The sequence below is a fragment of the Tenacibaculum sp. TB-53 genome (assembly GCF_059716285.2).
The window spans coordinates 2,005,725-2,022,099 of record NZ_CM202790.1 but is presented as its reverse complement, the minus strand read 5'-3'; the positions used below and the strand labels follow the sequence as shown (position 1 = coordinate 2,022,099).

Here is a 16,375-nt window from a genome sequence, read left to right as displayed (position 1 = left end):
GAAGTTAATGCTTAAAAGAGCAAAACATATATACAATAGCATTGCTACCATTTATTTGGTGGCAATGTTTTTTTCTTGTACTAATTCTAAAAAGGAGGTGCGAGATTTTCTTGCTGATAAAAATTTACCAGTAGGTTCGGCAGTAAATATTTATCATGTTCACAAAGATTCTGGAAGAATAAGTTCAAAAACAAAAGCACCTATTTTTTATGACTATTCAAATAGAAAAGAACACCCTTACAGTGAGTTTCCAAAAGGAATAGAAATTGTAACAATAGAAAAAAAAGGAGCAGATTCAACAACAATTTCAGGTAATTATGCATTAACCTATAATAAAACAAAAATATCTGAAATTAGAGGTAATGTTGTTATCACTAACCATAGCAATCAAACAAAATTAGAAACTAACCAGTTGTTTTGGGATCAAAAGGAGCATTATTTTTTTACAGAAGACGGTTTTCGATTTACAACACCTGAATCTGTAATTAATGGTTTTGGATTTGAGTCGAGCGAAGACTTAACTAAATGGATAGCTAAAGATATTACTGGAGATGTAGAAACTACACAAAAAGATATATAATGAACATACTTTGGAAATATTTACAATACGGATACTTGATTATAGGAATAATCTTTTTTGTTGAAGGAATCTTTAAATGGAATTCAGACAGACAAGAAGCATTTATTATGTTTGGATTTGCTATCTTTATCATATTAATTTTCTTCTTCAAACGACACTTTAGAAGAAAAGTAGAAAAAAGAAACAAAGAACGTTAATGCAACCCGAACTCTTAATAATTCTTACTTCTATTTTATTTTCAGCCTTTTTTTCTGGGATGGAAATAGCCTTCATATCTGCAAATAAACTTCACATAGAGTTAGAAAAAAAGGGAGACGGTTTGCTCTCTAAAATTCTAACTAAGCTAACTGAAAAATCCTCAAAGTTTATTACCACTATGTTAGTAGGTAATAATGTAGCTTTAGTTATTTATAGTTACTTTATGGGAGAGCTGTTAATGAGATGGTTTCAATCTTTTTTACCTTCTGATTATACGGTTGTAAATTATGTATTGTCAGATATAAGCTTACTAACACAAACACTTATTTCAACAGTAATTATCTTGGTAACAGCAGAATTTTTACCAAAAGCTATCTTTAGAATTTATGCAAATGAAATGCTAAAGTTTTTTGCTATACCTGCTTATGTTTTTTATGTTATTTTTTATGGAGTTACATGGGTAATTACCAGGATATCAGATTTTTTTCTACATGTATTTTTTAGAACAAAAGAAGATGAAATTCAGACCGAATTTAGTAAAGAAGAATTAGGAAATTATATTTTAGAACAATTAGATTCAGGAAACGATGAAGAAGAAGTTGATTCAGAAATTCAAATATTTCAAAATGCATTAGAGTTTCATAAGGTTAAATCTCGTGAAATTATGGTGCCTAGGACAGAAATTGTTGCGGTTGATTTACACGAAACGGTAAGTAATCTCAAAAAAATGTTCATTACAACTGGGTTATCGAAAATCTTGGTTTATAAAAATTCATTAGATGATATTTTAGGGTATGTAAATGCCTTTGAGCTTTTTAAAAAACCACGTACTATTAAGTCGATTTTGTTACCAGTAGAGTTTGTTCCTGAGTCAATGATTATTAATGATGTACTTAATAATTTAATAAAAAAGCGTAAAAGTATTGCAGTTGTAGTTGACGAGTATGGAGGAACTTCAGGTATTATTACAGTTGAAGATATTGTAGAGGAGTTATTTGGAGAAATAGAAGATGAACATGATACGCAACAATTATTAGAAGAACGAATTAGTGAGTATGAATTTAATTTTTCAGCTCGTTTAGAGGTAGATTATTTAAATGAAGAATATGGTTTAGGAATTCCTAAAGAAGAAGCTTATGAAACCTTAGGAGGTTTTATTTTAAACCATACAGAAACAATACCATTACAAGATGAGGTATTAGATATAGAAAACTTCCAAATCAAAATTTTAAAAGTAAGTGCAACTAAGATTGATGAAATTTATTTTAAAGTAATTTACAAAGAAGATTAAGCTAGCCTCTTTTACTTAGAACTCCCTCAAAAACAGCGTAAAAAAACATTGCATTATTTAATGTGAAATTGTATTTTCGCACACTGTTAATAAAATAAATTACGTATGGCAATTTTATCGAAAATTAGAGAACGTTCAATGTTCTTAATTCTTGTAATTGGTTTAGCACTTTTTGCTTTTGTATTAGACCCTTCTACAATATCAGATTTTTTCAGCGCAAGTAAAGTAAACGAAATAGGTGAAGTAAATGGAGAAGCCATTTCTCGTCAAGAGTTTGCTGAAGCACTAGAAGCTTACAAAGCGCAAACAGGAAATAGTATGTCTGAGATGCAAGCAGCAAAGGCAGTATGGAATAATTTAATCCGTCAAAAAATATACAAAAAACAATTAGAAGAAGCTGGAATTACTGTAGGAGATGTAGATATTTTAAATGCCTTATATGAAACTCCTGTAGTTCAAAATGATGCTAGATTCCAAACTTCAGGTATTTTCGATAAAAACAAGTTAAAAGAACATTTAGCTACTATAAAAGAAGAAAATGGACAAGAATGGGCTGCATGGCAAAATTACATGGCTTCTATTAAAAGTAACATAGAAAAAACAACATACGACAACTTAGTCGCTGCTGGTTTAGGAGCTTCTTTAAAAGAAGGGGAGTCTAGATATTTAACTGAAAACACAAAAGTATCTGGTAGGTATGTATATGTACCTTATACAACAATTGCAGATAGCTTAGTAACTTTAAAGAAAAGCGATATTCAAAATTATATAAACCAACATCAAGATGCTTTTCAAGTAGAAGCTTCAAGAGACATTAACTTTGTAAAATTTAATATCGAACCTTCAACAAAAGATGAAGAAGCTATTAAAGCTAATGTGGCCAAATTAATTGATGATTCTGTAGTAAATAACACTCCAGTTAAAGGGTTAAAAAATACTACTAACTACAATGAATTTTTAGAAGAAAATGATTCTGATTTAAGATTAGATAATAGTTATAAATTTAAAATACAAGTTCCTCAAGTAATTGCAGAAGAGGTTTTCAATGGAAATGAAGGTGATGTATTCGGACCATACAAAGATGCAGGATTCTTTAAGTTATCTAAAATTACTGAGGTAAAACAATTACCAGACTCTGCGAAAGCAAGTCATATTTTAATTCCTTTTGTTGGTTCTGCTAGTGCTGATGCTACTGTTGTTCAAACGGAAGAGGAAGCTAAGAAAACAGCAGATAGCTTATTAGCTGTTGTTAAAGCAGATAAATCTAAGTTTGCAGATTTAGCTAAAAAAATGTCATCTGATCAAGGTTCTGCTGAAAAAGGAGGATTTTACGATTGGTTTGCTTACAATAGAATGGTACCATCATTCAGAGATTTCGTTTTTGAAGGCAAAGAAGGAGATATGGGAGTTGTAAAGACTCAATTTGGGTTCCATGTAATTAAAATTGATGGGCAAAAGAATTTTCAACCAGTAGTGAAGTTAGCTACTTTTGGACGTAAGATAGAAGCTTCAGAAGAAACGGAGAATGCAGTATTCCAAAATGCAGAAACATTTGCTTTAGAATTAGCTAATGGAAAAGCTTTTGAAGAAGCTGTAAAAGAAAAAAACTTAACTTCACTACCAGCAGTAGGATTAAAATCTTTAGATGAAAACGTACCAGGAGTTGGTAACGAAAGACAAATTATTACTTGGGCTTTTGAACCAGAGACTGAAGAAGGAAGTTACAAGCGTTTTGATGTTGAAGGAGGATATATTGTAGCGGTACTAACAGCAAAAACAGCTAAAGGTTTAATGCCTGTTGATAAGGCAATTACTTCTGTTCGTCCTATATTAACAAACGAAAGAAAAGCCAAAATGATTGAAGATAAGATGAGCGGAGCTACTTTAGAAGAAATCGCAAAATCTGTGAATCAGTCAGTGAGAGCAGCAACCGATGTAAACTTACAATCACCAACAATTTCTGGTGTAGGATTTGAGCCTAAAGTAGTAGGAGCAATGATGAACGCTAAAGAGAACAAGGTGGTTAAAAATGTTGCAGGAGACAAAGGTGTATTTGCTTTTGTAGTAGAAAAGAGAGAAGATCCAACAGCATTACCTAACTACGACACATATAGAAAGCGTATTGTTGCTGAAAGACAGAATAAGACATTTCAAATGTATGAGGCGGTTAAAAAAGCGTCTGAAATTAAAGATAACATGAGTTCTTTTTACGGAATTCAATAAGAAATAACGTCATACCAATAAAAAAATCCCGAACTATTTAGTTCGGGATTTTTATTTGTTATTTTATCTTTAATTTCAAACTTAAATTTAAAACATCATTTTTCAACTTTTTGAGACTTTCTGTTCTACTTTTTTGAGTGTTGTAGTATGATATATTCGTTGGAGATTCATCGTTTAATAACAAGTCATTTTTTAAATTTTTAATCCAGCTTTTTCGAATACTTTTATTGTCAGTCTCAAATGAAAGTTCATTGATTAGAGATTTAGTTTCTTTTGAAAGTTCACTTTCGTTTACCATATTAATAAATCTTTCTAGCTCAATACTCAATTGATTGATTTCATCGTAATTAACCTCTTTATCTCTTAGATGTCTGTCACATTCGTTAGAAATATATTTTAAATATTTATGAATAGTTTCTAATATCAAATTTATTATAACTTTTAAAAGAATGATTCTTGTTTTTATATTAACGAAGTTAATTTAAGTAAAGTAAAAAAGCAACCTCATACGAGATTGCTTTTTAAAGTATGTTTAAAGCTTTTTTATTAAGCGTTTAATGGTTTACCATCCCAAGCTGCTTTCGCTGCTTCTTTTACAGCTTCAGAGTAGGTTGGATGTCCATGACAAATACGAGCTAAATCTTCCGCAGAAGCTCTGTATTCCATTGCTACAGCTGCTTCCATAATCAAGTCAGCAACACGAGCACCTACCATGTGAACTCCTAATACTTCATCAGTGTTTTTATCAGCCAATACTTTTACAAATCCGTCTAAATCTCCACTTGCACGAGAACGCCCTAATGCACGCATTGAGAATTTTCCAGACTTATAATCAACACCAGCATCTTTTAATTCTTGTTCAGTTTTACCAACAGCCGCTACTTCTGGCCAAGTGTAAACAATACCAGGAATTAAGTTATAGTCAATATGAGGTTTTTGTCCAGCTAAATATTCAGCAACCACAACACCTTCTTCTTCTGCTTTATGCGCTAACATAGCTCCACGAACTACATCTCCAATTGCATAAATGTTAGAAACATTAGTTTGTAAATGACCATTTACTTCAACCATTCCTCTTTCAGTAACTTTTACACCCGCTTTTTCTAAAGCTAATCCTTCAGTATACGGACGACGACCTACAGAAACTAAACAGTAATCTCCGGTGAAAGTAACCTCTTCACCTTTTTTATTAGTAGCTTTTACTACAACCTCGTCACCATTTCTTTCAACAGAAGTAACTCCATGGCTAGCATTAATTTTCATTCCTTGTTTCTTTAAAACTTTAGTCAGTTCTTTAGAAACATCTTTATCCATGGTTGGAGTAATTGTTGGAGCGTACTCGATAACAGTTACCTCAGCACCTAAACGCTTGTAAACAGAACCTAACTCTAAACCTATAACACCACCACCAATAACTAATAAGTGCTTAGGAACTTCAGGAAGTTTTAAAGCTTCTGTAGAAGTAATTACACGCTCTTTATCAATAGTAATAAATGGTAAAGAAGATGGTTTAGAACCAGTAGCTATAATAATGTTAGTACCTTCAATTACTTCTTCAGTACCATCATTTTTAGTGATTTTTACGTGCGTAGCATCTTCAAAAGATCCTAAACCTTCGTAAACTTCAATATTATTTTTATCCATTAAATATTTGATACCTCCAGTTGTAGTTTCTACTACATTTGCTTTACGAGCTACCATTTTTTCGAAGTCAAAAGAAGGTTTCTCTACAGAGATACCGTGCTCTTCGAAATGATTTACTGCATCATAGTAATGGTGCGAAGAATCTAATAAAGCTTTTGAAGGAATACATCCAACATTTAAACAAGTTCCACCTAAAGTTGAGTATTTTTCAATGATAGCAACTTTAGAACCTAATTGAGCGGCTCTGATAGCAGCGATATATCCTCCTGGACCAGAACCAATAACGATTAAATCGTATTTCATGAGTTGTGTTTTATAATTTCATCTATTTATATTGCACAATGTCCATTACTAATAGTTCAACTATTTGTGTTTATGTTAACCATTGTTTGCAATTGCCCATTTTGGGCTTTCGTAAAAATGAAGTACAAAAGTACAATTATTTGTCGATAAAATTAGTTTTCATATCTTTAAAACTTAAACGCATTGTATGAAAATTTTTAAAAAAATAATCATAGTTTTATTACTATTGTTAGTAATAGTACAATTTTTTCAACCAGAAAAAAATGAAGGAGAAATTACTTCTGTTCAGTGTTTTATAGAAGAAACCAAGCCAAATGATGCAGTGCATAAAATTTTAAAAACGGCTTGCTTTGATTGTCATAGTAACTCAACACGTTATCCTTGGTATAGCAGTATTACGCCTGTGAATTATTGGTTGGCAGATCATGTAAATCACGGAAAAGAAGAATTGAATTTTTCTGAATGGGCTACCTATTCTTTAAAAAGAAAGGAACACAAAATGAAAGAGGTTTGGGAAGAAGTTGAAAAAGGAAAAATGCCATTAGATTCATATACTTGGATGCATGCCGATGCTCGTTTGTCTAAAGAAGAAGTACAACAAATCACTGAGTGGGCAAAAAGCGTTCAAAATAACTACCAAACGCAATTAGCGAACTAAATTAATGCAACAACTTTTAATTATTGGGTATGTTTGGGTAGAAAAAACAACAGGAGCTGGTAACCGAATGCTACAGCTAATCAATGTTTTTAAAAACCATAATTATACCATTACTTTTGCCACACCAGCTCAAAAAACTGAAAACTCTTTAAACTTAGCTGAATTAGGAATTGAAGAAAAATCTATCGAATTGAATTCAAGTTCTTTTGATAATTTTATTACGGAACTTCAACCTGATGTTGTGTTGTTCGATCGTTTTATGATGGAAGAGCAATTCGGTTGGCGTGTTGCAGAATATTGCCCGAAAGCTTTACGAATTTTAGATACAGAAGATTTACACTTTTTACGTAAAACACGTCATCAACAATTAAAAAAAGGAAAACAATTTTCAACAGAAGCTTTGTTGAAATCGAATGAAGCAAAACGAGAAATAGCTGCTATTTTACGTTGCGATATGAGCCTGATTATTTCAGCTTATGAAATCCAGCTTTTGAAGGAAGTTTTTAAGATTGATAAAGCTTTGTTATATCATTTACCTTTTTTGTTGGATACAATAGATGCTGAAACTACTCAGAAATGGAAATCTTTTGAAGAACGAAAACATTTTGTGTTTATAGGTAACTTTTTTCATGCTCCAAATGTTGATGCTGTTTTGCAATTAAAAACAATATGGAAGCAGATCAGAAAACAACTACCCAAAGCAGAAGTACATATTTACGGAGCCTATGTTACGCAACAAATTCAACAATTGCATAAACCAAAAGAAGGATTTATAATTAAAGGTTTTGCAGAAGATGCGCTCGAAGTAGTTAAAAATGCTAGAGTCGTGTTAGCTCCCATTCGTTTTGGTGCGGGAATTAAAGGAAAGTTAACCGAAGCAATGGAATGTGGAACTCCAAGTGTTACTACTTCGATAGGAGCAGAAGGAATGTATGACAACTTACCTTGGAACGGATTTATAGAAGATAATTTTGAGAAGTTTGCTAACAAAGCTATAGAGTTATATACTTATGATATTCTTTGGAAAAAGTCTCAACAAAAAGGTATAGAAATAATTAATTCACTATATGATAAAGACAAGTTAGGTGTTTCTTTTATTAGGGGGATTAAAAAAATCCAAGAAAATTTTGAAATACATCGTACACAAAATTTTCTTGGAAGTTTGTTGCAACATCAAACCTTACAGACTACTAAGTTTATGAGCAAGTGGATTGAAGAGAAGAATAAAAAATAGAACTTATTCAATTTTAATATCTACAGAGGTTCTACTTTGCCATCCAGTAACATCAATTACAGAAATTTGACAATGGTAATCACCAGAATCAATATCAGTAGGAATTGTAATGTTTTGTGCTATTTCATATTCTTTACGATTATTATCAATTGTGTAATTTTCCATAAAAATTAAAGGAGAAACAGGATCTTTTATAGGAGATAATTCACAATTAGAACCTTGGTCATCGTGCGTGTGATGATCAAAATTATGGTGGATATCAATAGCATAAGTGGCCAAAGCTATGTTGTCAGACACTTTTACACGTATTGTGTACTCTTTTCCTTTTTCTAATACAGCACACGATTTAGGAAACCCTTCGTTGTAATTTATGGTAATAGTTGGTTTTTCAGTATCTGGCTCTTCAGAATCACTACTACAACTAAAGTTTACCAAAGTTAAGAAGAGTAAAGCGCTTGTTATTTTTAATAATTTCATGGTAGTTTATTATTTATAAAAGACTACTTGAGAAAATCAAGTAGTCTTTAATTAGTTATAATTATTTTATTTCAAGAGGAATAGACAGCTTTACTGTTTCACTTTCACCACTTTCTTTAGCGTAAATGTTTAACCAGTAGTTTCCTACAGGAGCTCCAGGAATTAAATCGTAGTGATAATGTATGTGTGGGTTTTTAACTCCTTCATATAAATTTTTAGGTAAAACAGTAATTACTTTGTCCCACTTTCCAACTTCAACATTCTGTCCTTCTCTCCATTCTTCGAACCAAAACTCATATTTAATTTCAGTAACAGTATTATTACCAGAAACATATTCAAACTCTGTGTGTAACTCATCTTTTCCAAAAGCGATTGAGTTGTTCTCACCAATTTCTAAGTCTTTAAATTTTTGAATGATATGTAACTTTTTAGTAATAGCACTTTTAGTTCCGTCTTCATGTTCAACAGTAATTTTGAATTTATAAATCCCTTCAGCAGGTGTAAAAGAAGGAGTGTACTTGTTCTCTTCATCAAAATATACATGGTAATGTATGTGAGGGTTTAATTGGCCTTCATATCGGTCAACAGGTACTAAATGGTTTTTTAACTCCCAAATTAGTTCACCGTTTTTAACTTTTGGAACATCGTAAGCTTCTACGTCAAAATAAATTTTAGAAACTTTGCTAGTACCCTCATAGCCAAATTCAATATGAACATCTATGTTCGATTGTGGTAAAACAAAATCAGAATTACCTAACTCCAAGCCTTTGAAATTTTCTGTATTAATATTTTCATCAAAAGTATCTGGGATGTTATCTTCATCACTACAAGAAATGATTAAAAGACTTACGAAAAATAAGATTGCTGATTTAAATGTGTTTTTCATGATTAAAAAAATTAAATAATTAAAATGTTTGTATAATTGTTATTGAAAAGTTTCTTCCAGGTTCAGGAACCTCTATCAGTCTGTAGAAGCTTGTATGGTCGAATACTTTGTTATTTAAAATATTATTGAGCCTACCTTGAATTTTAAGAGGCTGCTTTTTTGAGAAAAGATCTATACTAGTATGTAAACCGATGTTAAATAAAGAATACCCTCCTGTAGTTTTTTCAGGAGGAACAATATTGTTTTGATCCGAAACTAATCGTATACTAGAGAATATTTTAGTTTCTCCAAAAGTAGACCAAGGATTCAATGTGTATTCAAGCGAAACAACTCCTGTTAATGGAGGGGAAAAAGGAAGTGTGAAGTTTTTCTTTTTTCCACTTAACTGTCTTGCTTTTACATATTCTAAAGAACCTGTAATAGATAATTTATCAATAGGTTCATACTGCGCCATAATTTCGCCACCATATCTAAAAACACGACTTTGATTGTATTGATACTTCTGAAGTGTTTCGTAATACTCTGACGTTGGACTTAAATAAATATAATTATCAAAATAATTGACAAATGGCGTGATTTGAATAGATCCTCTACTAAAGTTAGCTTTAAACTCTCCATCTATTTGATAAGAACTTTCAGGTTCTAAGTCAAGACTTCCTTCTTCGTATCGATACATGTGATAGTTTACTCCGTCTGAAGCCAATTCGTTTGCCAGTGGAATTCTAAAACTCTTGCCTATATTTATTTTATATGATGTATTTTTAAGTCCATAACTTAATCCAGCTGAAGCACTAAAACTTCCAAAAGTTAAGCTCTTTCTTTTTGAACGCTGTAGTTGTTGCTGAGTAGTGTTTCCGTTTTCGTCAGTAACAGGAGATAAAAACCACTCGTAATATGGCTGTGTTTTTATTATACCATAATCGTAACGTACACCACCATCTAAATATAATTTGTCGTTGAGTTTTATTTGATCGTACACAAAAGCCCCAGCTGTAAAACGAGTATATTCAGGAATAAGAAATCCCCAGCCATCAATAGTATTATCTTGATACTCTAAGTTTATACCAGCGGTAACTTTATGTTCTTCAAAATAGTGTAATTGACTTTTTGCATTAAGACTGTAAGTGTTCTTCTTAAACAAGCGTTCCATTGTAGATGACGGCTTGGGCATATAACCATGCGGAACAGGTTCTGAGTGTTCTTCGCGATGATTATTTTGAAGCCCAAGCTCAACATCTAATGTGTAATTTGGAAACAGAAAACTGGTATTATTTGTTATTTTAAAATGATTGACCTTGTGGTGAGGTAAGTCAATATCTCTATGGTCAGCATCGTAATCTATTTTTGAGGTTCTCACCTCCAGACCATGTGCATTAGCGAAAAAACCATTTTTAGAATTTACATTACTAAATGAAGTTATAGAACTAATATTATCTGATACATAACCTATAGAAATCCCAACATTATGATTAAATCCTGCTGTGTTACGTAAGTAATTTTTATGCAAGTCAAAAATGTAATTATCGTAGGTAATCTTTTTGGTAGGAACTTTATAGTCGCCATAATCTTCATGAGTAATTCTAGCTTTATAATACCAATGATTATAACGTTGTTTAACTCCCAAAGAAACTCCATAAAAATCGTTGTTACTTCTGTTGGTGAGGTTTAGTTCACCTGAAAAAGAATTAACATCAGGTAGTAAGTTATTTTTCAAGCTAATTACCCCAGATATTGCATCAGAACCATAGAGTAGAGAAGCGGCTCCTTTAGTAACTTCTATATTGTCAATATTATATTGGTCTATTTCTAAACCATGATCGGCTCCCCATTGTTGAGCTTCGTGTTTTATACCGTTTTCAACAACAACAACTCTATTAAAACCTAAACCTCTAATGGTAGGTTTGGATTGACCAGAACCTATAGTTATTGTACTAACTCCTGGTATGTCTTTAAGAGTTTGCATTAAACTATTATCCCTGTTTTTCTCTAAAAAGTCAACATCAATCCTTTGTGTGTTGCTAGAGAACTTTGTTAGTGTTTTTTTAGGGTTTTGTGCAATAACCACCTCATTTAATACTGAATTGTCTTGTATTAGAGGAATAACTATTACTGAATTAGTAGGAGAAATACTTTCTTTATAAGTAACATACCCAACATGAGTAACAGTTAAGAGGTATTCTTTGTTTAAAAGTTTAAAAAAAGTACTACTTCCTCTAGTGTTTGTGTATGCGTGCTTTGAACCGATACTCACGTGAGCATTGGGTAACTCACTTTGTGTTGTTGCATCAATAACCTTAATAGTAACAGAATTAGTGTTCTGACCAAAAAGAATAGTATGAAACAATACACAAAATAAAGCACCTAAGCTTTGTTTTGTCATTGTAAATAGAATTAAACGAATTGTAGTAGTTGAACTGTAAGCGCTCAACTATTGATTAAATAATATAGAACAGATAGTTAACTAATAGAAAAAGTAAGTGGTAAATACAGTACAGACTTAGTAGGTTTATATGCATATATATTTACAACAATTCTTAATACAAGAAAGTTAAGTATGTTCTAAATTTAGTATGTTATGAGTAAGTTGGAGGTCCTCTAAGCTTTCTATTCAGACATTGGTAAGAAGGTAAGATAATTGACTTGTAATTATCTACTATCGTCTTGCTAGGAAGAATAGCTAAAGCTGGTGAGAAATTTTGTGTAGGTACATCAAAAGAAGCAAAAGAAAAATAACAAATATCACAATGGTCGTTTACCGATTCGTGTAAGTGAGTAGATTTTTCTTTACAGTTATGGTGGTGTGCTTCATTATCATGATGATGAGTAGCTTTTATAAGAATAGGAAGCATAAGAAGAACCACCAATGATAAAGAGGTGATTTTACGAAATATGCTATTTTTATATAAGCTCATTTTTTATAACTGATAAATGGCAAAAATAAATGCTTGTTGTATTTTTTTATATTAAATTATGTTAATTTTTATTAAAAAAAACAGCTTCTTCTTTCTAATAAGAGGAAGCTGTTTTTGTTAGATAAAGTAATAAAGAGATTTAGCTCATTAATCCAGCACGTCTTAATAAAGCATCAGGTTTTGGTTCTCTACCTCTAAAACGTTTGTATAACTCCATAGGCTCTTCTGTTCCGCCTTTAGATAATACATTGTTTTTAAATTTATCTGCAACTTCTTTATTAAAAATACCTTCCTCTTTAAAATATTCAAAAGCATCGGCATCTAAAACCTCTGCCCATTTATATGAATAATATCCAGCTGAGTATCCGCCTTGAAAAATATGAGAAAAGGAAGTACTCATACAATTTTCTGCTACATCAGGATATAATTTAGTCTCAGCAAAAGCATTCGTTTCAAACTCTTTTACATCAGTAATGGTTTCAGGAGAATCTCCAGAGTGCCAAGACATATCTAATAATCCGAAGCTTAATTGACGCAGGGTTTGCATTCCTTCATGGAAACTCGCAGATTCTTTGATTTTCTCAACGTATTCCATAGGAATAATTGCTCCAGTTTCGTAATGTTTTGCAAACAATTCCAAGGCTTCTTTTTCGTAACACCAGTTTTCTAAAACTTGACTTGGTAATTCCACAAAATCCCAAGAAACAGAAGTTCCTGATAAGCTTTTATAAGTAGTATTTGCCAACATTCCGTGTAAGGCGTGACCAAACTCGTGGAATAAGGTAGTAACCTCGTTAAAAGTTAATAAAGAAGGCTTGGTTTGTGTAGGTTTGGTAAAGTTACAAACGATAGAGACTTGTGGTCTTTCGTTTGTACCATTACTCCTATATTGTGATTTGTAAGAAGTCATCCACGCACCATTACGTTTTCCCGGTCTTGGATGAAAATCAGCATAAAAATAAGAAACAAAATTACCATCAGTATCTGTTACAGCATACGTCTTAACATCTTCATGATACTTATCAATAGTGTCAATTTCTTCAAACTGTAAGTTGTACAATTTGTTAGCCACAGTAAACACACCGTCAATTACATTTTCTAACTTAAAGTAAGGCTTTAATAACTCTTGATCTAAGTTAAACAACTCCTTTTTTAGTTTTTCAGAATAGTAAGCACCATCCCATTTTTGTAACTGGTCTATTCCGTCTAGTTTTTTAGCATAGGCCTCTAAATTATCAAATTCACGTTGTGCGGCAGGTTTCGCTTTTTCTAACAATTCATTTAAAAACTCCATAACCTTTTCAGGAGTTTCAGCCATACGCTCTTCTAATACAAAATGAGCGTGGGTTTTATACCCTAATAGGTTTGCACGTTTGTGGCGTAGGGTTACAATATCTTTTACAATTTGCTCATTGTTGTATTCATTTTGTTGAAATCCTTTTTTACCAAAAGCTATGGCTAACTTTTTTCTCAATTCTCTATTATCAGCATAGGTCATAAAAGGAATATAGCTTGGATAATCTAAGGTAATCATCCAACCCTCTTTACCTTTTGAGTTCGCAAGTTCTTTAGCAGCTTCTTTAGCGCTTTCAGGTAAGCCAGCTAAATCATCTTCATGGGTAATTAATAATTTAAAAGCATTGGTTTCAGCCAATACATGCTCCCCAAACTGTAACGATAATTTTGCTAACTCAGCATCAATTTTGCGAAGCTCAGCTTTGTCAGTTTCATTTAAATTCGCTCCATTACGTGCAAAACTTTTGTATTGTTTATCTAACAACATTTCTTGTTCAGGAGTCAAGTTTAAATCAGGTAATTGATCGTATACAGTTTTTACACGTTTAAACAACCCCTCATTTAAAATCATATCGTTTCTAAACTCACTTAACCAAGGAGAAATATCTTTCGCTATTTTTTGAATTTCTTCATTTGTTTCAGCAGAGTTTAAGTTGAAAAAGATAGAAGTAGCTCTATCTAACTTATTACCTGTATTGTCTAAAGCGACTGTAGTGTTTTCAAAAGTTGGAACTTCAGAGTTTTCTACAATAGCATCAATTTCGTCTTTAGCTATTTGTATAGCTTCTTTTATAGCGGGCTTATAATCTTCTTCTTTAATTTGAGAAAAAGGGGGCGTATTAAAATCTTGTAAAAGTGGATTTTTAGTCATGAAAATTTAGTTTAAAAAATTGAAGAAACCTCACAAATAAAAAATCTGTGAGGCCTTCAAGTTAATATTGTACTAAGGTACTTATTTTTTTACGCTTTCAGAAGCTTTTTCAACTTTCAGTTTTAAACCTTCTTTATAAGCGATAATTTTGTCTAACACACATTTGTCTGAAGCTCCAATAATTTGAGCAGCTAAGATTCCTGCATTTTTTGCTCCATCTAAAGCAACTGTAGCCACAGGGACCCCCCCTGGCATTTGAAGAATAGATAACACAGAATCCCAACCATCAATAGAGTTTCTACTTTTTACAGGAACTCCAATTACTGGTAGCGGACTCATACTGGCTACCATTCCAGGTAAATGAGCAGCACCTCCAGCACCAGCAACAATAACTTGTATACCACGCTTGTGTGCATTGTTAGCGTAATCGAATAATTTTTCAGGAGTTCTGTGTGCAGATACGATATCTACTTCTACTTGAATATCAAAACTCTCTAAAATATCAATTGCTTCTTGCATAATTGGAAGATCTGAATCGCTTCCCATGATAATTCCTACCATAATTTTATGTTTTTGTCATCTCGAGCATAGTCGAGAGGTTATTTTGCTATTACCTTAATGGTTTCTTTTACTTGTTGAGCGATTTTTCTCGCTTCATTTACATCTTCATTCACAATAGTTACGTGTCCCATTTTACGGAAAGGTTTGGTTGTCTTTTTTCCGTAGATGTGAGGAGTAACTCCGTCAATCTTTAAAATCTCTTCAATGTTTTCATATACGACATCACCAGTATAGCCTTCTGCACCTACTAAATTCACCATAATTCCAGCAACTTTACTTTCGGTATTTCCTAACGGAAGGTTTAAGATGCTACGTAAGTGTTGTTCAAATTGGCTAGTATAACTTGCTTCAATAGAATAATGCCCTGAATTGTGAGTTCTTGGAGCAGCTTCATTAACTAAAATTTCGTCATTTTCAGTTTGGAACATTTCCACAGCTAACAATCCAACGAAATCAAATGCATCTGCAACTTTTAAAGCAACCTCGCGCGCTTTTTTAGCAACTGCATCTTCAATTCTTGCAGGACAAATTACATATTCTACCTGATTTGCTTCTGGGTGAAATTCCATTTCAACTACAGGATAAGTTTTGGTTTCTCCGCTTGCATTTCTTGCAACAATAACAGCTAATTCATTTTTAAAAGGAACTAGTTTTTCAGAAATACACTCACCAGTAGGTAGGTTTTCTAAATCGCTGATGGCACGAACTATTTTTACTCCGTTACCATCGTATCCAAATCGAGCTGATTTCCATACAAAAGGATATGTAACAGCTTCATTACTTATAGCATGTTTTAATTCTTCTAAAGAAGTAAATCTAGAAAAATCAGCAGTAGGGATGTTATTATCGTGATAAAACACCTTTTGATGTGCTTTGTTTTGAATAGTTCTTAAGTTTTTAGGCTTTGGAAAAATGGTTAGTCCCTCAGCTTCTAAAGCATCTAAAGCATCAATATTTACGTTTTCAATTTCTATGGTTAACAAATCTACTTGCTTTCCAAAATTGTAAACAGTATCATAATCTAATAAATCTCCTTGATGGAATTCGTTACATATCTGAGCGCAAGGAGCATCAGCGTTTCCGTCTAAAATAACAGTATAAATGTCGAATTTTTGCGTTTCGGTAAGCAACATTCTTCCCAATTGGCCGCCTCCTAGAACACCCAATTTAAAGTCTGAAGAAAAGTAGTTTTTCACGATAAATGTGTTAATTGTGTTGTTGTTGCTGCAAAAATAAGAATC

General features: G+C 32.3%; 15 protein-coding genes. 6 read left to right on the top strand and 9 right to left on the bottom strand.

All coding sequences use genetic code 11. The features are described from left to right. Positions 1-7 precede the first annotated feature (7 nt). The 4 genes from lptC to AC3VJB_RS09190 all read left to right on the top strand — a co-directional run bounded on the left by lptC (position 8) and on the right by AC3VJB_RS09190 (position 4,292). On the top strand, positions 8-580 hold the full coding sequence (gene lptC / locus AC3VJB_RS09205; protein WP_047788526.1) for an LPS export ABC transporter periplasmic protein LptC: 573 nt from the start codon (positions 8-10) through the stop codon (positions 578-580). Beyond that, positions 580-777: a hypothetical protein gene (locus tag AC3VJB_RS09200; protein ID WP_047788525.1), complete on the top strand. Its 198-nt coding sequence runs from the start codon at positions 580-582 to the stop codon at positions 775-777. Before lptC ends, AC3VJB_RS09200 begins: the two co-directional genes overlap by 1 nt. Positions 778-836: 59 nt before the next feature. Beyond that, positions 837-2,069 carry a hemolysin family protein gene (locus AC3VJB_RS09195; protein WP_047788679.1) on the top strand — a complete coding sequence of 411 codons (1,233 nt, stop codon included), beginning with the start codon at positions 837-839 and terminating at the stop codon, positions 2,067-2,069. A gap of 105 nt (positions 2,070-2,174) precedes the next feature. Then, entirely contained in the window at positions 2,175-4,292 is a 2,118-nt protein-coding gene (locus AC3VJB_RS09190; RefSeq protein ID WP_281979764.1) for a peptidylprolyl isomerase, read from the top strand. A 58-nt stretch (positions 4,293-4,350) separates the two neighbouring features. On the opposite strand, the gene AC3VJB_RS09185 is transcribed toward AC3VJB_RS09190, so the two are convergent. Further along, positions 4,351-4,719, bottom strand: coding sequence for a hypothetical protein (locus tag AC3VJB_RS09185; protein WP_497667057.1), 369 nt, complete (start codon positions 4,717-4,719; stop codon positions 4,351-4,353). 119 nt (positions 4,720-4,838) lie between these two features. After that, positions 4,839-6,239, bottom strand: a complete 1,401-nt coding sequence (gene lpdA, locus AC3VJB_RS09180) for a dihydrolipoyl dehydrogenase (RefSeq protein ID WP_437823106.1) — start codon at positions 6,237-6,239, stop codon at positions 4,839-4,841. Positions 6,240-6,426: 187 nt separating this feature from the next. Between lpdA and AC3VJB_RS09175 the strand changes: the two genes are divergently transcribed. Further along, positions 6,427-6,897: a heme-binding domain-containing protein gene (locus AC3VJB_RS09175; RefSeq protein WP_497667056.1), complete on the top strand. Its 471-nt coding sequence runs from the start codon at positions 6,427-6,429 to the stop codon at positions 6,895-6,897. Between the two features lie 4 nt (positions 6,898-6,901). After that, a complete protein-coding gene (locus AC3VJB_RS09170; RefSeq protein WP_159489772.1) occupies positions 6,902-8,131 on the top strand; it encodes a glycosyltransferase in 1,230 nt (409 codons plus the stop codon). Between the two features lie 3 nt (positions 8,132-8,134). On the opposite strand, the gene AC3VJB_RS09165 is transcribed toward AC3VJB_RS09170, so the two are convergent. From AC3VJB_RS09165 to AC3VJB_RS09135, 7 genes are all read right to left on the bottom strand, one after another. After that, complete coding sequence (locus AC3VJB_RS09165) at positions 8,135-8,608, bottom strand: DUF4625 domain-containing protein (protein ID WP_497667055.1); 474 nt, start codon at positions 8,606-8,608, stop codon at positions 8,135-8,137. Positions 8,609-8,669: 61 nt separating this feature from the next. Then, a complete protein-coding gene (locus tag AC3VJB_RS09160; RefSeq protein WP_047788518.1) occupies positions 8,670-9,494 on the bottom strand; it encodes a hypothetical protein in 825 nt (274 codons plus the stop codon). Positions 9,495-9,513: 19 nt separating this feature from the next. Next, complete coding sequence (locus AC3VJB_RS09155; RefSeq protein ID WP_497667054.1) at positions 9,514-11,874, bottom strand: TonB-dependent receptor; 2,361 nt, start codon at positions 11,872-11,874, stop codon at positions 9,514-9,516. 193 nt (positions 11,875-12,067) lie between these two features. Next, entirely contained in the window at positions 12,068-12,406 is a 339-nt protein-coding gene (locus tag AC3VJB_RS09150; protein ID WP_047788517.1) for a hypothetical protein, read from the bottom strand. Between the two features lie 139 nt (positions 12,407-12,545). Further along, positions 12,546-14,573: a M3 family metallopeptidase gene (locus AC3VJB_RS09145; protein WP_437823101.1), complete on the bottom strand. Its 2,028-nt coding sequence runs from the start codon at positions 14,571-14,573 to the stop codon at positions 12,546-12,548. A gap of 81 nt (positions 14,574-14,654) precedes the next feature. After that, positions 14,655-15,134 carry a 5-(carboxyamino)imidazole ribonucleotide mutase gene (purE, locus tag AC3VJB_RS09140; RefSeq protein WP_047788515.1) on the bottom strand — a complete coding sequence of 160 codons (480 nt, stop codon included), beginning with the start codon at positions 15,132-15,134 and terminating at the stop codon, positions 14,655-14,657. Positions 15,135-15,172: 38 nt separating this feature from the next. Next, positions 15,173-16,330 (bottom strand): 5-(carboxyamino)imidazole ribonucleotide synthase, encoded by a 1,158-nt coding sequence (locus AC3VJB_RS09135; protein WP_437823098.1) that lies wholly within the window; start codon positions 16,328-16,330, stop codon positions 15,173-15,175. Between the last annotated feature and the right edge of the window lie 45 nt (positions 16,331-16,375).